Origin of the sequence: Massilia sp. IC2-477 (assembly GCF_020707265.1) — a bacterium.
Lineage (GTDB): Bacteria > Pseudomonadota > Gammaproteobacteria > Burkholderiales > Burkholderiaceae_D > Telluria.
In genome coordinates, this window is the sequence record NZ_JAJFEQ010000002.1 from 342,156 (window position 1) to 359,468 (window position 17,313).

19 protein-coding genes are annotated in these 17,313 nt (G+C 63.4%); 15 read left to right on the forward strand and 4 right to left on the reverse strand.

The features are described 5' to 3' along the window. Positions 1–263 precede the first annotated feature (263 nt). The 12 genes from LK542_RS04915 (at position 264) to LK542_RS04970 (ending at position 11,413) form a co-directional block, all read left to right on the forward strand. The gene (locus LK542_RS04915) at positions 264–602 is read left to right on the forward strand and encodes an ATP synthase subunit I (RefSeq protein ID WP_227811042.1); all 339 of its coding nucleotides are present in this window, start codon (positions 264–266) and stop codon (positions 600–602) included. A 1-nt stretch (position 603) separates the two neighbouring features. Then, positions 604–1,455, forward strand: coding sequence for a F0F1 ATP synthase subunit A (gene atpB, locus LK542_RS04920; protein ID WP_227811043.1), 852 nt, complete (start codon positions 604–606; stop codon positions 1,453–1,455). An 86-nt stretch (positions 1,456–1,541) separates the two neighbouring features. Then, a complete protein-coding gene (atpE, locus tag LK542_RS04925) occupies positions 1,542–1,781 on the forward strand; it encodes a F0F1 ATP synthase subunit C (protein ID WP_056340707.1) in 240 nt (79 codons plus the stop codon). A gap of 73 nt (positions 1,782–1,854) precedes the next feature. Beyond that, positions 1,855–2,325: a F0F1 ATP synthase subunit B gene (locus LK542_RS04930; protein WP_227811044.1), complete on the forward strand. Its 471-nt coding sequence runs from the start codon at positions 1,855–1,857 to the stop codon at positions 2,323–2,325. Between the two features lie 2 nt (positions 2,326–2,327). Then, positions 2,328–2,861, forward strand: coding sequence for a F0F1 ATP synthase subunit delta (locus LK542_RS04935; RefSeq protein ID WP_227811045.1), 534 nt, complete (start codon positions 2,328–2,330; stop codon positions 2,859–2,861). A gap of 73 nt (positions 2,862–2,934) precedes the next feature. Continuing rightward, positions 2,935–4,476 (forward strand): F0F1 ATP synthase subunit alpha, encoded by a 1,542-nt coding sequence (gene atpA / locus LK542_RS04940; RefSeq protein WP_227801468.1) that lies wholly within the window; start codon positions 2,935–2,937, stop codon positions 4,474–4,476. A 56-nt stretch (positions 4,477–4,532) separates the two neighbouring features. Beyond that, complete coding sequence (gene atpG / locus LK542_RS04945) at positions 4,533–5,408, forward strand: F0F1 ATP synthase subunit gamma (protein ID WP_227801469.1); 876 nt, start codon at positions 4,533–4,535, stop codon at positions 5,406–5,408. Positions 5,409–5,444: 36 nt separating this feature from the next. Next, positions 5,445–6,848 (forward strand): F0F1 ATP synthase subunit beta, encoded by a 1,404-nt coding sequence (gene atpD / locus LK542_RS04950; RefSeq protein ID WP_227801470.1) that lies wholly within the window; start codon positions 5,445–5,447, stop codon positions 6,846–6,848. A gap of 25 nt (positions 6,849–6,873) precedes the next feature. Continuing rightward, positions 6,874–7,296: a F0F1 ATP synthase subunit epsilon gene (locus LK542_RS04955; RefSeq protein ID WP_159699284.1), complete on the forward strand. Its 423-nt coding sequence runs from the start codon at positions 6,874–6,876 to the stop codon at positions 7,294–7,296. A gap of 190 nt (positions 7,297–7,486) precedes the next feature. Then, the gene (locus LK542_RS04960; protein ID WP_227811046.1) at positions 7,487–7,849 is read left to right on the forward strand and encodes a hypothetical protein; all 363 of its coding nucleotides are present in this window, start codon (positions 7,487–7,489) and stop codon (positions 7,847–7,849) included. A gap of 132 nt (positions 7,850–7,981) precedes the next feature. Further along, entirely contained in the window at positions 7,982–9,652 is a 1,671-nt protein-coding gene (locus LK542_RS04965) for a beta-lactamase family protein (protein WP_227811047.1), read from the forward strand. A 90-nt stretch (positions 9,653–9,742) separates the two neighbouring features. Beyond that, positions 9,743–11,413, forward strand: a complete 1,671-nt coding sequence (locus tag LK542_RS04970) for a serine hydrolase (protein ID WP_227811048.1) — start codon at positions 9,743–9,745, stop codon at positions 11,411–11,413. Between the two features lie 3 nt (positions 11,414–11,416). Here the strand turns inward: LK542_RS04970 and LK542_RS04975 are convergent, their stop codons facing one another. Next, the gene (locus LK542_RS04975) at positions 11,417–12,034 is read right to left on the reverse strand and encodes a peptidoglycan recognition family protein (RefSeq protein WP_227811049.1); all 618 of its coding nucleotides are present in this window, start codon (positions 12,032–12,034) and stop codon (positions 11,417–11,419) included. A gap of 124 nt (positions 12,035–12,158) precedes the next feature. Here LK542_RS04975 and LK542_RS04980 point away from each other — a divergent pair, with 124 nt between their 5' ends. From LK542_RS04980 to LK542_RS04990, 3 genes are all read left to right on the forward strand, one after another. After that, positions 12,159–12,581 (forward strand): CoA-binding protein, encoded by a 423-nt coding sequence (locus LK542_RS04980; protein ID WP_227801481.1) that lies wholly within the window; start codon positions 12,159–12,161, stop codon positions 12,579–12,581. Positions 12,582–12,664: 83 nt separating this feature from the next. Then, entirely contained in the window at positions 12,665–13,258 is a 594-nt protein-coding gene (locus LK542_RS04985) for a glutathione peroxidase (protein WP_227811050.1), read from the forward strand. A gap of 128 nt (positions 13,259–13,386) precedes the next feature. Further along, complete coding sequence (locus tag LK542_RS04990) at positions 13,387–13,989, forward strand: OmpW family protein (protein ID WP_227811204.1); 603 nt, start codon at positions 13,387–13,389, stop codon at positions 13,987–13,989. A 4-nt stretch (positions 13,990–13,993) separates the two neighbouring features. Here the strand turns inward: LK542_RS04990 and pabB are convergent, their stop codons facing one another. The 3 genes from pabB to LK542_RS05005 all read right to left on the reverse strand — a co-directional run bounded on the left by pabB (position 13,994) and on the right by LK542_RS05005 (position 17,293). Further along, positions 13,994–15,823, reverse strand: a complete 1,830-nt coding sequence (pabB, locus tag LK542_RS04995; RefSeq protein ID WP_227811051.1) for an aminodeoxychorismate synthase component I — start codon at positions 15,821–15,823, stop codon at positions 13,994–13,996. Positions 15,824–15,841: 18 nt separating this feature from the next. Further along, positions 15,842–16,417: a nucleoid occlusion factor SlmA gene (gene slmA / locus LK542_RS05000; RefSeq protein ID WP_227801484.1), complete on the reverse strand. Its 576-nt coding sequence runs from the start codon at positions 16,415–16,417 to the stop codon at positions 15,842–15,844. 147 nt (positions 16,418–16,564) lie between these two features. Further along, entirely contained in the window at positions 16,565–17,293 is a 729-nt protein-coding gene (locus tag LK542_RS05005; protein ID WP_227801485.1) for a pyrimidine 5'-nucleotidase, read from the reverse strand. Positions 17,294–17,313 lie beyond the last annotated feature (20 nt).

The following is a 17,313-nucleotide window of genomic DNA, read 5'->3' on the forward strand; positions in this document are numbered from 1 at the left end:
GGACAGTGCTCGTATGCATATATCCACACCGCAGTCATTCCACCACGGAATCCGCGCGGGCGGAACCCGCCCACCCTACAGTTAAGTAACTGAAAATATGAGGCTTTTGTCTATCCTCATGTTGCTTCCATCACATCTTTACAGCCCAGTTATAAGCTCGGAATCGTTTGACTCGCGTCCGTATAACCACTTATAATCCCGCTGATTCATGTAATTACCACATCGTAAACCGTCCTAGTGCGCCAGCGCGAAACTATAAAAATATGCTGCGCATCGTCTCCCTGCAACTGATGGCCACGGTAGTCGCAGGCGTCATCGCCGCACTATTGGGGGGATGGTCTGCGATGTTTTCGGCAGTACTGGGCGGTTTGTGTTGTGTTGTGCCCAACGGCATCATGGCAGTACGACTGTTCGCCAACGCGCACCGCGCGGGCGGCGCAAGTCCTGCAACATTCTTCATCTGGGAATTTGTAAAGATCGTATTGACGGTCGCGCTCCTGTTCGCGACCGCCAGGCTGTACCACGATCTGAACTGGCTGGCACTGGTCGGCGGTTTCATCGTGGCACTGAAAAGTTACATCATCTTATTATTTAGGCACTGACATGACGAGTCCAACCGTAGAAGGCGCAGCAGCAGCAGGATCGCACGCGTCCCCGACCGCATCGGAGTACATCACCCACCACCTCGGCCACCTGTCGAACAAGCACCAGGACTTCGTGGTCGATTTCAGCGTCTTCAACATGGACACGATCTTCTGGTCGATCACGACCGGTATCATCGGCTGCCTGTTCATGTGGATGGCTGCACGCAAGGCCACGTCCGGCGTGCCGGGCCGCTTCCAGGCTGCCGTCGAGATGCTGGTCGAGATGGTCGAAGACCAGTCGAAGTCGATCGTGCACGGCGACCGCAGCTTCATCGCTCCGCTGGCGCTGACCGTGTTCGTCTGGGTCGCCCTGATGAACTCGCTGGACTTCCTGCCGGTCGACATGTTCTCGGCACTGTTCGGCTTCCTCGGCGTCGAGCACCTGTTCCCGTATCACCGCGTGGTCCCGACCGCCGACCTGAACGGCACCCTGGGCATCTCCCTCGGCGTGCTGGCCCTGATGCTGTACTACAGCGTCAAGATCAAGGGCCTGGGCGGCTGGATCCACGAACTGTTCGCAGCTCCGTTCGGCATCTGGATGGCGCCGTTCAACCTGCTCCTGAACATCATCGAATATGCAGCAAAAACCGTGTCGCTGGGTATGCGACTGTTCGGCAACATGTACGCCGGTGAGCTGCTGTTCCTCTTGATTGCTCTGCTCGGCTCCATGGCCACCGCATTTGGTGTGATCGGTCACATCATCGCGGGTTCGATCTGGGCGATCTTCCACATCCTGATCGTGTTCCTGCAGGCATTCATCTTCATGATGCTGACGCTGGTGTACCTCGGTCAGGCCCATGAAGGCCACTGATCGGCGCCGCAAGCATCGAACAGATAGTGGTTGTAAAGAAGTTGTAGTTTTTAATCTAGTTTTTAAATTAACTTTTGGAGTTACACATGACTGACCTTTCTTTTGTTGCACTGGCTTGCGGTTTGATCATCGGCCTGGGCGCTATCGGTGCTTGCATCGGTATCGCAATCATGGGCGGTAAGTACCTGGAAGCTTCTGCACGTCAGCCAGAACTGATGAACACCCTGCAGACCAAGATGTTCCTGCTGGCTGGTCTGATCGACGCGGCATTCCTGATCGGCGTCGGTATCGCCATGCTGTTCGTCTTCGCACGTCCGTTCAGCTAATCAAGCACGACCTTGATCTGAAGAGCCGAACCTTCCCTGGTTCGGCATCCGTTTTTGTGAGAAGGAATTTACCGTGAACTTGAACTCAACGTTGTTTGTCCAGTTCGTGGTCTTCTTCATCCTGGCGGGCTTCACGATGAAATTCGTGTGGCCGCCACTGATGAAAGCGCTCGACGAGCGCGCCGAGAGGATCGCGAATGGCCTGGCCGCTGCAGACCGCGGCAAGGCTGACCTGGCCGCCGCCGAAAAGCGCGTCCAGACCGAGCTGGCCGGCGCCCGTGACGAAGTCCAGAAGCGCATCGCCGACGCAGAAAAGCGTGCTGCCCAGATCATCGACGCAGCCAAGGCAACCGCTGCCGAAGAAGCCGCCCGTATCGTCGCCGCAGCACAGGCCGACGCCGAGCAGCAAGTGACCCGTGCCCGCGAAGAACTGCGTGGCCAAGTGGCAGCACTGGCAGTGCAGGGCGCCGAGCAGATCCTGAAGCGTGAAGTGAACCCAGCGGTCCACGCCGACCTGCTGTCGAAACTGTCGACCGAGCTCTGATCATGGCTGAACTCGCAACCGTCGCCCGCCCTTACGCCGAAGCGCTGTACCGTGTCGCCCAGTCGGGCGACGTGGCCGCCTGGTCGGCCGTCACGACCGAACTGGGCCAGATTGGCGCCAATCCGGACGTGCAGGCCTTCGCCAGCAACCCGAACGTGACGCACGCCCAGCTGGCCGACACGATTGCGTCCCTGGTCAAGTCGCCGCTGAACGCTGAAGCGAAGAACTTTATCGCGATGCTGGCCGAAAACGGCCGCGTCAACCTGCTGCCCGAAATCGCCGCCCAGTTCGCGGCACTGAAGAACGCCAACGAAGGCGCCGCCGATGCGACGATCTTCAGCGCCTTCGAGATCTCGGGTGACCAGCTGGCCCAGCTGGTCGCTACGCTGGAAAAGAAATTTGGCCGCAAGCTGAACCCAACGGTAACAGTGGATGCATCGCTGATCGGTGGTGTGCGCGTGGTCGTCGGCGACGAAGTGCTCGATACCTCGGTACGCGCCAAGCTGCAACAGATGCATGTTGCGCTGGCTTCGTAAGAGAAGCATCTAGCAGCACGCGCCGGCCTCGCGCCCTTGCCCTACGCATCAAAAACATTTGGAGTTAGCACTCATGCAACTTAATTCTTCTGAAATCAGCGAACTGATCAAGAGCCGCATCCAGGGTCTGGAAGGTTCGGCTGAAGTTCGCAATCAAGGCACGGTGATCTCCGTCGCCGACGGTATCTGCCGCATCCATGGTCTGTCGGACGTGATGCAGGGCGAGATGCTGGAATTCCCTGGCAACACCTTCGGCCTGGCGATGAACCTCGAGCGCGACTCCGTCGGCGCCGTCATCCTGGGTGCCTACGAGCACATCTCGGAAGGCGACACCGTCAAGACCACCGGCCGCATCCTGGAAGTGCCGATCGGTCCGGAACTGCGTGGCCGCGTGGTCAACGCACTGGGCCAGCCGATCGACGGCAAGGGTCCGATCAACACTGCCCTGACCGCACCGATCGAAAAGATCGCTCCGGGCGTGATCGCCCGTGAATCCGTCTCGCAGCCGATGCAGACCGGCATCAAGTCGATCGACGCGATGGTGCCGATCGGCCGTGGCCAGCGTGAGCTGATCATTGGCGACCGCCAGACCGGTAAATCGGCTGTTGCTGTCGACGCGATCATCAACCAGAAGGGCCAGGGCGTCACCTGCGTGTACGTCGCAATCGGCCAGAAGGCATCGACCATCAAGAACATCGTGCGTTCGCTGGAACAGCACGGCGCGATGGAGTACACCATCGTTGTTGCCGCTTCCGCTTCGGAATCGGCTGCAATGCAGTACATCTCGGCCTACTCGGGCTGCGCGATGGGCGAATACTTCCGCGACCGCGGCGAAGACGCGCTGATCGTGTACGACGACCTGTCGAAGCAGGCAGTCGCCTACCGCCAGATCTCCCTGCTGCTGCGCCGTCCGCCGGGCCGCGAAGCTTACCCGGGTGACGTGTTCTACCTGCACAGCCGTCTGCTCGAGCGCGCAGCCCGCGTGAACGCCGACTACGTCGAGAAGTTCACCAACGGCGCCGTCACCGGCAAGACCGGTTCGCTGACCGCACTGCCGATCATCGAAACCCAGGCAGGCGACGTCTCGGCATTCGTGCCGACCAACGTGATCTCGATTACCGACGGCCAGATCTTCCTGGAGACCTCGCTGTTCAACGCCGGTATCCGTCCTGCGATCAACGCCGGTATCTCGGTGTCGCGCGTCGGTGGTGCAGCCCAGACCAAGGTCATCAAGGGCCTGTCGGGCGGTATCCGTACCGACCTGGCGCAGTACCGTGAACTGGCTGCGTTCGCGCAGTTCGCATCGGACCTGGACGAGTCGACCCGCAAGCAGCTGGACCGCGGCGCCCGCGTGACCGAACTGCTGAAGCAGCCGCAGTTCTCGCCGCTGTCGACCTCGCTGATGGCCGCATCGCTGTTCGCCGTCAACAAGGGCTTCCTGGACGACATCGAAGTCAAGAAAGTGCTGCCGTTCGAGCACGGTCTGCACAACTTCCTGAAGTCGAGCCACGCATCCCTGCTGTCGAAGATTGACGAAACCAAGCAACTGGACAAGGACGGCGAAGCTGCGCTGGCCGCCGCCATTGCTGATTTCAAAAAATCCGGCGCATATTAATCGTCGAGCCGGCGCCGTGTGAACACGGCGCCGGTGCGCGGAAGGAGTAAGAACTCATGGCAGTAGGCAAAGAGATTCGTGGCAAGATCAAGAGCGTAGAGAATACGAAGAAGATCACCAAGGCGATGGAAATGGTCGCCGCATCGAAAATGCGCAAGGCGCAGGACCGCATGCGCGCCGCCCGTCCCTACAGTGACAAGGTTCGTAACATCACCGCCAATCTTGCCGGCGCAAATCCGGAGTACACCCACCCGTTCATGGCGCAAGCCAAGGACGTGCAGGCGAACGCCGTCGGCTTCATCGTCGTCACGACCGACAAGGGTCTGTGCGGCGGCATGAACACCAACGTGCTGCGCCAGGTGACCATGAAGGCGCGCGAAATGGAACAGGCAGGCAAGCGTGTCGAGGCAGTCGCCATCGGCAACAAGGGCCTGGGTTTCCTGAACCGCATGGGCATGAAGCTGGTCTCGCAAGCGACCCAGCTCGGCGATACCCCGCACCTGGACAAGCTGATCGGCCCGGTCAAAGTGATGCTGGACGCGTACCAGGAAGGCAAGCTCGACGCTGTCTACCTGTGCTACACCAAGTTCATCAACACGATGAAGCAGGAACCGATGGTCGAGCAACTGCTGCCGCTGCCCGCAAAGCACATGGAAGCAGAAGCAGGCGGACATAGCTGGGACTACATCTACGAACCGGAAGCGGCCGTCGTCATCGACGAACTGCTGGTGCGTTACGTGGAAGCGCTGGTGTATCAGGCGGTTGCAGAAAACCTGGCGTCCGAGCAATCGGCACGCATGGTCGCGATGAAGGCCGCAAGCGATAACGCCGGCAGTGTCATCAGCGACCTGAAGCTGGTCTATAACAAGACCCGCCAGGCGGCGATTACCAAAGAACTCTCCGAGATCGTGTCCGGTGCGGCCGCGGTTTAAGTAAAAGAATTTAACTATATATCTGAAGGAACGAACATGGCTGATGGCAAAATCGTTCAGTGTATCGGCGCCGTGGTTGACGTGGAATTCCCGCGTAACGCCATGCCGAAGGTTTTCGACGCACTGAAAATGGAAGGTTCGGAACTGACCCTGGAAGTCCAGCAGCAGCTGGGCGACGGCGTGGTCCGTACCATTGCACTGGGCAGCTCGGAAGGCCTGCGTCGCGGCATGACCATCCAGAACACCGGCAACCCGATCATGGTCCCGGTTGGCACCGCCACCCTGGGTCGCATCATGGACGTGCTGGGTAACCCGATCGACGAATGCGGTCCGGTCAGCCATGAGCGCATGGCCTCGATCCACCGTTCGGCACCGGTCTACGACGAACTGTCGCCGTCGACCGACCTGCTGGAAACCGGCATCAAGGTGATTGACCTGGTCTGCCCGTTCGCAAAAGGCGGTAAGGTCGGCCTGTTCGGCGGCGCCGGCGTCGGCAAGACCGTCAACATGATGGAACTGATCAACAACATCGCGAAGGCGCACTCGGGTCTGTCCGTGTTCGCCGGCGTGGGTGAGCGTACCCGTGAAGGTAACGACTTCTACCACGAGATGGCGGACGCCAAGGTCGTCGACCTGGAAAACCCGACCAACTCGAAAGTGGCGATGGTCTACGGCCAGATGAACGAACCGCCGGGCAACCGTCTGCGCGTCGCGCTGACCGGCCTGACGATGGCGGAAGCCTTCCGTGACGAAGGCAAGGACGTTCTGTTCTTCGTCGACAACATCTACCGTTACACCCTGGCCGGTACCGAAGTGTCGGCACTGCTGGGCCGTATGCCGTCGGCAGTGGGCTACCAGCCGACCCTGGCCGAAGAAATGGGCCGCCTGCAAGAGCGCATTACCTCGACCAAGACCGGTTCGATCACCTCGATCCAGGCCGTGTACGTCCCTGCGGATGACTTGACCGACCCGTCGCCGGCAACCACCTTCGCCCACCTGGACTCGACCGTCGTTCTGTCGCGTGACATCGCTTCGCTGGGTATCTACCCGGCAGTGGATCCGCTCGACTCGACCTCGCGCCAGCTGGACCCGCTGGTCGTCGGTGAAGAGCACTACAACACCGCACGCGCCGTGCAGGGCACCCTGCAGCGCTACAAGGAACTGCGCGACATCATCGCGATTCTGGGCATGGACGAACTGGCGCCGGAAGACAAGCTGGTCGTCGCACGCGCTCGTAAGATGCAGCGTTTCCTGTCGCAGCCGTTCCACGTCGCTGAAGTGTTCACCGGCTCGCCGGGCAAGTACGTTTCGCTGAAAGACACGATCAAGGGCTTCAAGATGATCGCATCGGGCGAACTGGACCACCTGCCGGAGCAGGCCTTCTACATGGTCGGCACCATCGAGGAAGCAATCGAGAAAGCCAAGAAGCTGGCTGCCTAAGCCACTTCTCACCTGAAGGACAGACATGGCAAACACGATTCAAGTGGACGTGGTCTCGGCCGAAGAGCAGATCTTCTCCGGCCAGGCCGAATTCGTCGCGCTGCCGGGTGAAGCGGGTGAGCTGGGTATCTACCCACGCCACACCCCCCTCATCACGCGCATCAGGCCAGGTGCTGTACGGATCCAGGTAGCCGGCGGCGGCGAAGAGTTCGTCTTCGTCGCAGGCGGTATCCTCGAAGTGCAGCCGAACGGCGTGACCGTGCTGGCCGACACCGCAATCCGCGGTGGCGACCTGGACGAAGCGAAGGCACTGGAAGCAAAGAAGCAGGCCGAAGAGCTGATGCTGAACAAGGAATCGAAGATCGACTACGCGAAAGCCCAGGCCGAAATGGCGGCGGCAATCGCGCAGCTGGCAGCGATTCAGAAGCTGCGTTCGAAAGGACGCTAAGCATTCGCTACTGCGGAATAAAGAGGCAGCCTTCGGGCTGCCTTTTTTATTGTCGCCTCGCGTCAGTGAGTACTTGCTAATTCGCAAGCCTTGACGGGATGAATGCAGCGGACGGTTAGTCAGCGCACGGGTGTGTGCGCTTTTCCGGCTTAGTATCGATTCTCCAGTATGAGAATCCTCGGGCCGGACCATGGCAATCCCTCCAGAACCTCGACAGCAGCAAGCCCTGCCAGCGGAAGCGCCGTTCGGCCAGACTCTGTACCGTTTCCTCTTCTTCGACTGGCTGTTCCGCGACGTCAGCGCGGCCCGCAATCTCTACGAGCGCCACGCCGCGCGCGAGCACAATCGCCGCATGAGCCGCTACCTGCCGGTCTACATGCGGCGCTGGTCGGTGCTGGCAGGCTTCGACTTCGCGCTCGGCTTCCTGTTCGAGCGGGTGTTGTCCGCCACGGCGCTGTCGGCGCTGTTCTTCACCGGCTCCTGCGTGACGCTCACTGGCATCGTCGTGATGACGGTGACCTGGCTGTTCCTGACCTACGCCAAGCTGTCCTGAAGATGGCGGGCACCGTCCCGTTCGCCCCCGGATAGCAACCACTCGACCTATCCGAACGACCACTGATCGGCAACCGATTGCGGAAGGGTTCGTCACGTACGTACAGTCGCGGCACTCCATAACAAGAAAGGAATGCCGACCATGTTCATCCGCACCGCCATCTGCAGCGCCGCGCTGCTGCTGTGCCTGCCGCACGCCGCCTTCGCCCAGGAAAAAGCATCTGCCACCCGCAGCGCCCAAGACCTGGCCACCCGCCTCGACGCCACCATCGCTCCCTACTTCCAGCCCGATGCCCCGGGCGCCACCGTCATCGTGGTCAAGGACGGCAAGACCGTTTTGCGCAAGGCCTACGGCATGGCCGACACTTCGAAGAACATCAAAATGACGCCGGAGATGGCGCTGCGCATCGGTTCGATGACCAAGCAGTTCACCGCCACCGCCATCCTGCTGCTGGCGGACGAGGGTAAGCTGTCGCTCCAGGACGAGATCACCAAGTTCCTGCCGGACTACCCGACCCAGGGCAAGAAGATCACCATCGAGCACCTGCTGACCCACACCTCGGGCATCGTCAGCTATACCGGCAAGCCGGGTTATCCACAGCGCGCGCCGCAGGACACCACGGTGGCCGCACAGATCGACTCGTTCAAGAACGAGCCGATGCAGTTCGAACCGGGCAGCGCCTGGCGCTACAACAACTCGGGTTACTACCTGCTCGGCGCCATCATCGAAAAGGTCTCGGGCCAGCCGTACCACCAGTTCGTGGAGCAGCGCATCTTCGTTCCGCTCGGGATGAACCACACCGCCTACGAGGGCTACGAGCGCGGCGCCTGGCCAACCGCAGCCGGCCATAGTCTGGGCGAGAAGGGCTTCGGGCCAGCCCGTACGCTCGGCAAGAACCAGTCTTATGCCGCCGGCGAACTGGTGTCGACCGTGGACGACCTGGCAAAGTGGGATGCGGCCATCGCGGGCAACAAGCTGCTTCAACCCGCCACCTGGCAGCGCGCCTTCACGTCTTACCGCCTCAGTGACGGCAAGGACAGCAACTACGGCTATGGCTGGGAGCTGACCCTGATCCAGGGCGAGCCAACCATTGGCCATAGCGGTTCGACCCGGGGCTTCCGTTCCTACGGCCTGCGCCTGCCCGCCAAAGGCGTCTACGTGGCCGTGCTGACCAACGGCGACAGCGGCACCGTGGTCCCCGATGTGGTGGCGCGCCGCGCGGCCGCCGTCGCCATCGGCAAGCCGCTCCCCGAGTTCAAGGAGGTGGCGCTGGATGCGGCCAGCCTGGATGCCGTGGCGGGCGTCTACACGCAGGACAAGGACACCCAGCGCGTACTGCGGCGCGACGGCGAGTTCCTGGCGCTGCAGCGCGCGGGCCGTGGGCCGCTGGTGCTGAAGGCGATGTCGCCCAACGAATTCTTCATCCCCGATACCGCCGACTGGATCGCCTTCCAGCGCGACGGCAGCGGCAAGGCGACCGGCATGACCTACTACCAGGACGGCAGGACGCTGGTCCACAAGCGCTCCGGCGAAGCGCCGCCGCCGCGCATCGTGGCGAAGATCGCGGACGCCGCTTTTGACGCTCACGTAGGCCGCTACGAGATCCAGCCGGGCATGGTGTTCGAGGTCCAGCGCGAGGGCAGCCGCTATTTCGTGCAGCCGAGCGGCCAGCGCCGCGTCGAAATCTTCCCCTTGAGCGAGACCCGCTTCTTCGCACGCGACGTCGACGCGGAGATCGGTTTCGAAGCCCAAGGCCTGATGTTCAAACAGGGCAGCCGCAGCTTCACCGGGCGCAAGCTGTAAGGAGCCGACGCCCCCTCCAAGGTGATAGTTGCCATGGGAGGCGGGGCGGATAGTATGGACGATACCCATAATGACAAAGGGATCTCCGCCATGCTGCTTCGCTCCGCCATCTGCGCCGCCGCGCTGCTGCTGTGCCACCCGTATGCCGCATTCGCTCAGGACGCGGCGAAGTCCGCGCTCGGCGAGCAGGACCTGGCCGGCCGCATCGATGCAGCCATTGCACCCTATTTCAAGGCCGACGCCCCGGGCGCCACCGTCATCGTGGTCAAGGATGGCAAGACCGTCCTGCGCCGCGCCTACGGCATGGCCGACACGTCCCGGACCATCAGGATGACGCCGGACATGGCGCTGCGCCTCGGTTCCCTCACCAAGCAGTTCACCTCGACCGCGATCCTGATGCTGGGGGAGGAGGGCAAGCTGTCGCTCGACGACGACATCACGAAGCACCTGCCGGACTATCCAACCAGGGGCAAGAAGATCACGATCGAGCACCTGCTGACCCACACCTCGGGCATCGCCAGCTTTACCAGCAAGCCCGGTTACACCACCGGCATGACGCAGGACCTGACGGTGGCGCAGATGATCGACTCCTTCAAGAACGATCCGCTCGACTTCGAGCCGGGGAGCCAGTACCGCTACAACAACTCGGGCTACTTCCTGCTGGGCGCCATCATCGAGAAGATCTCGGGCCAGAGCTATGCGTCCTTCCTCGAGCAGCGCATCTTCAAGCCGCTCGGCATGCTGGACACCTATTACGAGGGCATCAAGCCTGGCAAGGCCCCGGTAGCGGCCGGTCATACCCGCAGCGCCAGCGGCTTCGGTCCCGCCAAACCGCTCAGCATGACCCAGCCATATGCGGCCGGCGCCCTGGTATCGACCGTGGACGACCTGGCGCGCTGGGACGCCGCGGTCAGCGCCGGCAAGCTGCTCAAGCCGGCCAGCTGGCAGCGCGCCTTCACGCCCTACCGGCTCAGCGACGGCAAGCCGACCACTTACGGCTATGGCTGGGGAATCAGCCAGGTACAGGGTGAGACCGCCATTGGCCACAGCGGCGGCATCAACGGCTTCTCCACCTACGCGCTGCGCGTGCCTGGCAAGGGCGTCTACGTTGCGGTGCTGACCAACAGCGACGCCGGCCCGGCCAGTCCGGGATTGGTGGCGCGCAAGGCGGCGGGCGTCGCTATCGGCAAGCCCTACCGCGAGTTCAGGGAAGCGAAGCTGGACGAGGCCGCGTTTGACGCCGTCGCCGGTACCTACGAGGTCGAGAAGGGCGTGCAGCGCGTGTTCCGCCGCACCGGCGATGGCTTGAGCATGCAGCGCACCGGCATGCCGCAGGTAGCGGTCAAGGCTGCATCCAGCACGGAGTTCTTCCTGCCCGGGACGCTCGAGTGGTTCGAGTTCCAGCGTGAGGGGAACAAAAGCGACGGCAAGGTGGTGGCGGTCACGCACCACCAGGATGGCGTACCGGTCGTGCACCCGCGTATTGGCGACGCACCGCCGGCGCGCCGCGCGATCAAGATCGCCAACGCGTCCTTCGACACCCGCGTCGGCCGCTACGAACTGAGGCCCGGCTTCGTGCTGGAACTGACGCGCGAGGGCGACCGCTACTTTGCCCAGGCCACCGGCCAGGGCAAGCTCGAGATCTTCCCGATGAGCGAGACCAGGTTCTTCTCGGACCGCGTCGACGCCGAGATCAGCTTCGAAGGGCAGACCCTGGTGCTGAAACAGGGCGGCCGCGACACGCCCGGCCGCAAGCTGTGAACGTTAACGCGTATTGGCCTGCTCGCCGGCCAGGCGCAGCGCCACCTTGTGGCGGAAGTAATCCTCCTTCACGTAGCGGTACAGGTTCGCGCCCGGGCACACGGTTTTATCTGAGTGGTCGCGGTGGCTCTTGATGTCGTCCAGCGAGACCTTGTACTTCCGGGCCAGTAGCGCCATCAGGTCGACCACCGCGTCGAGCTGCTGCTGGTTCGGTTCAACCTCTTCGAAATTGCCCACCACTTCGATCAGGGCGTGGCCGGTGGGGTCGTATTCGGTGTTGGTGTCGCCCGCGAAGTCGATTCTGCGCGCCTCGTAGATGCGGCCGTCGAGGTCAATCACGTAGTGGTAGGGGATGTCGAGCCAACCCTTGGTGGTGCGCGACCAGGACTGCAGGCGGCGCAGATAGGCCTGCGGGTCGGTGCCCGGCTTGAAGGGCTCGCCCTGGTGGTGCAGGGTGATCTGGCTGATGGCGTGGCGTTTGGCCTTGCCGGCGTCGGCCGGGGTGCCGCCCCAGCTTGCGACGGGAACGATGCCGCGTTCGACCGCAGCCAGCGGTTCGGCTGCGTGGGCTGACAGGGACAGGACAAGGGCGGCGATGCAGGAGAGGGCGGTGGGGCGCATGACATAAGGGATCAGGGACGAGACCGCATCTTTCCACGTTTGCGCGGCCTGCGCCAGTGCAGGCGCGCCAGATGATGCAAATCTGATAAGCTAGGGATCGAACCCTAAATCTACTGTACCCATCATGAGAAGCATTGCCCAGATCCTCAGCGACAGCAAGACCATCGCCATCGTCGGCCTGTCCAACAAGCCCGAGCGCGCCAGCTACGGCGTGGCCGAATATCTGCAGGGAGCCGGTTACCGCGTGGTGCCGGTGAACCCGAGCCTCGCCGGCCAGACCGTGCTGGGCGAAAAGGCTTACGCCACGCTGCAGGAGGCGGCCGACGCCCTCGCTGCCAGCGGCCAGCCGATCGACATCGTCGACTGCTTCCGCAAGTCCGAAGACATTCCGCCGATCGCGCGCGACGCCATTGCCGTACGCGCCGGCTGCCTGTGGATGCAGCTCGACATCGAGAACCAGGCCGCAGCCGACCTGGCGCGCGCCGCCGGGCTGGATGTGGTCATGAACCACTGCATTAAGATCGAACACCGCAGTCTGAACGGCTAAGGTCCCGGCTCCCGGCGTAGACCGCGATTCTTGTGGCTGCCGCTGCGTTACAATCGTGGCATCACACTCCAGGGATGCCACCCATGTTCAAGACCACCGCCCTGCTCGCAGCCCTTGTTAGCGCGAGCCTCTCCCAGCCGGCCGCCGCCCAGGCGACCAACGCGGCCAGCGCCAAGCCGACTGCCGCCAAGGCCAGCTGCCCGGCCATCCTGCACCAGAACTTCAAGCGCCTGCAGGACGACGCGCCGCAGGACCTGTGCCAGTACGCCGGCAAGGTGGTGCTGGTGGTGAACACGGCCAGCTACTGCGGCTTCACCAAGCAGTACGAAGGGCTGGAAAAGCTCTACGCCAAATACAACGGCCGCGGCCTGGTGGTGCTGGGCTTCCCCTCGAACGACTTCGGCAAGCAGGAGCCGGGCAGCGCGAAGGAGATCGCCGACTTCTGCTTCAACACCTACGGGGTGAAATTCCCGATGTTCGCCAAGACCGCGGTCACCGGTCCTGAGGCCAATCCGCTGCACGCCAGCCTGACCAAGGCCACCGGCCAGGCGCCGAAGTGGAACTTCACCAAGTACCTGATCGGCCGCGACGGCAAGATCCTGGAGCATTTCCCGAGCAAGGTAACGCCGGAAGATCCGGCCCTGGTCGGCAAGATCGAACAGGCGCTGGCCATGTAAGCAGCGTGGATCGAATAACCATCCTATGATTATGGTTATTTGATCCACATCAACGATTTTTTTGCGCTGCATCAATAACCTTACCTTCGTCACTGATGACATGACGAAAGGTAAAAACAATGAAAACGATGTTGCAGCATGTGCTGGCGATCGCTCTCGCGCTCGCCGGCAGCCAAGCCCTGGCGCAGGAAACCAACTGGATGGTGCGTGCCCGCGCCGTTCATATCGACCCGGCGAATGAATCCGCGCCGCTGGCCGGTACCGGCGCGGTGGACCGCATCCACGTGTCCAGCAAGACCATCCCGGAAGTCGACGTCTCCTACTTCTTCACGCCCAATCTGGCGGCGGAACTGATCCTGACTTATCCACAGAAGCACGACGTCACCCTCGACGGGGCGCGCATCGGCAGCTTCCGTCACCTGCCGCCGACCCTGACAGCGCAGTACCACTTCACGCCGCGGGAGAGCTTCAGTCCCTATGTCGGCGCAGGCGTCAACTACACCCGCATCTCGCGTGTGAAGCTCCTGAACGGCGCGGGCGAACTCGAGAACGACAGCTGGGGCCTGGCGCTGCAAGCCGGCGTCGACATCCGCCTGGATGCGCGCTGGTCGCTGAACCTCGATGTGAAGAAGGTGAACATCCGCAGCGACGTGATCGTCGGCGGCGCCAGGGTCAGCGCGGTGAAGGTGGACCCGGTGCTGTTTGGCGTCGGTGTCGGCTACCGCTTCTAAGCCGCTAAGCCTGCGGGTCGTCCAGCAGGACTGCCCGCAGCGGGCCACGCAGGGCGTTGCAGACCACCAGGTCGTCCGCATCTTCCAGCATCTCGCGCGTGATCACACGCTCGCGCGCATTCCAGGCCGGCGCCTGCAACAGCACGCTGCGCATCACACCCGGCAGCACTCCACAGGATAGCGGCGGCGTGTACCAGGCCGTGCCGAAGCGCACGAACACATTGCTGCGTCCACCTTCGGTCAGTTCGTCCCGCTCGTTGAAGAACAGCGCGTCGAAGCCGCCTTGCGCTTCGGCCGCGCGCCAGGCTGCGTCGTAGCGGCTGCGCACGCTCGTTTTGTGGCGCAGGAAGACGTCGCCCGAGTGCGTGTTATCCTTTGCCAGCACCAGCAGCACCGGCTCGCTCGAGGGCGCCAGCAGGCCTGACCCCACGGCCAGCTGGCCGAAGGGATCGACCGACAGGCGCAGGCGGTGCAGCTGGCCGGGCGGCAGGGCCAGGCAGGCCTCGTTCAGGGCCGCGCGTGCGCTACCGAAGTCGAACGGATGCCCGAAGAAGCGGCAGGAGGCGGCCAGGCGGTCGAGGTGCTGCTCGGGGTGGCGGCAGCCGTCGTCGCGGCTGGCGCGCAGGGTTTCGAAGATCTCCAGCTCGTTGGACAGGCCGGTGAGGAAGCGCGCCTTGAGCTGGCATTCGGCGAATTCGGAGGCAGCATCGCTGTCATAGACGATGCCGGCGCCCACGCCCAGTTCGCCCTGGCGGGTGCCGCCCTTGGAGGGACCCAGGGCCAGGGTGCGGATCGGGACCGACAGGCAGAAGTTACCAAAGGCCTGGCCGGCGGACGGCGGATCGAACCAGCCGATCGCGCCCGTGTAGATGCCGCGCGCCGCGGGTTCCAGTTCGTGGATGATTTCCATCGTGCGGCGCTTGGGTGCGCCCGTGATCGAGCCGCAGGGGTAGAGCGCGGCAAAGATGTCTTCCAGGGTCGCGTCAAGGCGCAGGCGCGCCTGCACGGTCGATGTCATCTGCAGCACGCTGCCGTAGCGCTGCACGTCGAACAGCGCCGGCACCTCGACGCTGCCGGTTTGCGCCACGCGACCCAGGTCGTTGCGCAGCAGGTCGACGATCATCAGGTTCTCGGCGCGGTTCTTGGTATCCGCGGCGAGTGCCTGCGAGCGCTGGGCGTCGGTCGCATCGTCGCCGCTGGCCGGCGCCGTGCCTTTCATTGGCCGCGCCAGCAGCACGCCGCTTTCAAAGCGCATGAAGAGTTCGGGCGAGAAGGACAGCACCGCGCTGCCGTCGGGCAGGGCGACCAGAGCACCATAGGGCACGCGCTGGCGCGCACGCAGCCGCGCATACAGCGCGATCAGGGGGCCGTAGGCGGCAAAGCGCAGGCGGTAGGTGTAGTTGACCTGGTAGGTGTCGCCGGCCGCGATGTAGTCGCGGATGCGGCCGATCGCTGTGCTGAAGGCGGCTTCGTCGACGTTGGGCGTGATCCCCGCCACGCCCGCCAATTCGCCAGCCGGCGCGCGGGTGGCGATCCAGGCCTCGACCTGGGTCGCATCGAGGTGCTCGCACTGTTCGAACAGCAGCACCTGGGCCAGCGGACCGTTGAGCGGATGGGCGGGCAAACCCTGCAAGTGCGCGCCCAGTTCGTAAGTCAGCAAGGGCACTGCGTACAGGCCGCGACCCAGGGCCTCCTGCATCGCCCCCAGCAACTGCGGCCAGTCCTGGGCAGCGTCGCAGCGCAGCGTGCCGGCGTGGCGGCTGTACAGGCGCGAGCGCGCTTCGCCCTGCGCGCCGGCGTCGTCCAGCAGTGCGAAGACTTCCTGGGTGTCCATGATGCCTCTGGCGCTAGCTTATGCCGCCAGCAGCAGCGACAGCTGCAGGGCCGTGCCTTCGGCCGGGTTCTGCTTGAAGCCGCTCTTGGCAAAGCGGTGCCAGCGTCCGGTCACGTAGCTCACCAGGAGGCCGGCGCGCGCCGCGACGTCGGCTTCCTGGCCGTGGCCCTGGGTGGCGGCCACCCGCAGGGCGCCCTTGAACGCCATCTCGACCTTGTCGTAGAAGCCGTTCATGCGCAGCTGCAGGCGCTCGTCCTCGCCCACCAGCGCGTCGCCGATCAGGACCCGGGTCATGCCCGGGTTGTTGCTGGCGAAGGAGAGCAGCATCTGCAGCATCGCATAGGCCTGGTTCACGCCACCTTCCTCGCGCTCGGTGATCTGGTTGATCAGGCCGAACACGCTGGACTCGATGAACTCGATCAGGCCCTCGTACATCTGGGCCTTGCTGGCGAAGTGGCGGTACAGCGCCGCTTCCGACACCGACAGGCGCGCCGCCAGCGCCGCCGTGGTGATCTTCTCGCCCTTGGGCTGCTCGAGCATCGAGGCCAGGGCCTGGAGGATTTGCAGCTTGCGCTGCCCCGGCTTAGTTGCCATGTGATCCCTAGTTCGTTGGGAGACCTCGCAAACCTACTACGCGTTGTAATCTCGACCTGCGATGCTCGCTGTACTCCCGTACAGCTGCGCTTCTCGGTCAAGCTTACCGCCGCTCGCTACGGTTTTCGAGGCCCCCTTGTTTTTGGATTAGCGCAGCCGGTGTAAACGCGCCGGTAGCTGTCGCACGGATTTTACTTTGACATCGACGTAACCGGGGCGTTTCAGGGTCCGCGGCAGTGGCGCTTTGCCGATCGGGTCGCTCATGCGCAGGTATTGTGTGACCCACACCGTGCGTAGCCCGAGGCGGCTCGCGCTTTTCAAATTGGCCAGCGTGTCTTCGACCAGGATGCAGCGGCGCGCCGCCACGCCGTGCTTGCGCAGCAGGCGGCGCAGCATCAGGCTCGATGGCTTGGGGCGCAGCTGGCGGTGCACGTGCATGTGTTCGATCGCGACGTGGTGCGCAAAGTGGCGGCCCAGGCCCAGGTGGCGCATCACGTCCGTGGAGTAGCGCGTCGGCGCGTTGGTGAGCAGGATCTTGCGGCCCGGGAGGCGCCGCAGCAGGGCGCCCAGGCCCTTCTCGGCGCGCACCAGCTTGTCGAGAGCGCCGATGTCGTGGGTGACGTGCAGGAAGTCGGCGGCCGACACGCCATGGTGGCGGATCATGCCGAGCAGGGTGGCGCCGTAGCGCTTCCAGTAGCCGAGGCGGGCGGCGTCCACCTGCGCCTGGGTGGCGGGGCTGTCGCCGTCGCCCAGCACGCGCGCGATATACGTGTTCATGTTGGCGCTGATGGCCGGGAAGATCGCATGCGAGGCGTCGTGCAGGGTGTTGTCGAGGTCGAACAGCCAGACGGGAGAGGGAAGGGTATGATTTGGCACGGTGCAGACACAACGGAGAA

Coding starts and splice junctions, on each gene's coding strand:
- LK542_RS04915 (WP_227811042.1), top strand. CDS start 264: ATGCTGCGCATCGTCTCCCTGCAACTGATGGCCACGGTAGTCGCAGGC.
- atpB (WP_227811043.1), top strand. CDS start 604: ATGACGAGTCCAACCGTAGAAGGCGCAGCAGCAGCAGGATCGCACGCG.
- atpE (WP_056340707.1), top strand. CDS start 1,542: ATGACTGACCTTTCTTTTGTTGCACTGGCTTGCGGTTTGATCATCGGC.
- LK542_RS04935 (WP_227811045.1), top strand. CDS start 2,328: ATGGCTGAACTCGCAACCGTCGCCCGCCCTTACGCCGAAGCGCTGTAC.
- atpA (WP_227801468.1), top strand. CDS start 2,935: ATGCAACTTAATTCTTCTGAAATCAGCGAACTGATCAAGAGCCGCATC.
- atpG (WP_227801469.1), top strand. CDS start 4,533: ATGGCAGTAGGCAAAGAGATTCGTGGCAAGATCAAGAGCGTAGAGAAT.
- atpD (WP_227801470.1), top strand. CDS start 5,445: ATGGCTGATGGCAAAATCGTTCAGTGTATCGGCGCCGTGGTTGACGTG.
- LK542_RS04955 (WP_159699284.1), top strand. CDS start 6,874: ATGGCAAACACGATTCAAGTGGACGTGGTCTCGGCCGAAGAGCAGATC.
- LK542_RS04960 (WP_227811046.1), top strand. CDS start 7,487: ATGGCAATCCCTCCAGAACCTCGACAGCAGCAAGCCCTGCCAGCGGAA.
- LK542_RS04965 (WP_227811047.1), top strand. CDS start 7,982: ATGCCGACCATGTTCATCCGCACCGCCATCTGCAGCGCCGCGCTGCTG.
- LK542_RS04970 (WP_227811048.1), top strand. CDS start 9,743: ATGCTGCTTCGCTCCGCCATCTGCGCCGCCGCGCTGCTGCTGTGCCAC.
- LK542_RS04975 (WP_227811049.1), bottom strand. CDS start 12,034: ATGCGCCCCACCGCCCTCTCCTGCATCGCCGCCCTTGTCCTGTCCCTG.
- LK542_RS04980 (WP_227801481.1), top strand. CDS start 12,159: ATGAGAAGCATTGCCCAGATCCTCAGCGACAGCAAGACCATCGCCATC.
- LK542_RS04985 (WP_227811050.1), top strand. CDS start 12,665: ATGTTCAAGACCACCGCCCTGCTCGCAGCCCTTGTTAGCGCGAGCCTC.
- LK542_RS04990 (WP_227811204.1), top strand. CDS start 13,387: ATGTTGCAGCATGTGCTGGCGATCGCTCTCGCGCTCGCCGGCAGCCAA.
- pabB (WP_227811051.1), bottom strand. CDS start 15,823: ATGGACACCCAGGAAGTCTTCGCACTGCTGGACGACGCCGGCGCGCAG.
- slmA (WP_227801484.1), bottom strand. CDS start 16,417: ATGGCAACTAAGCCGGGGCAGCGCAAGCTGCAAATCCTCCAGGCCCTG.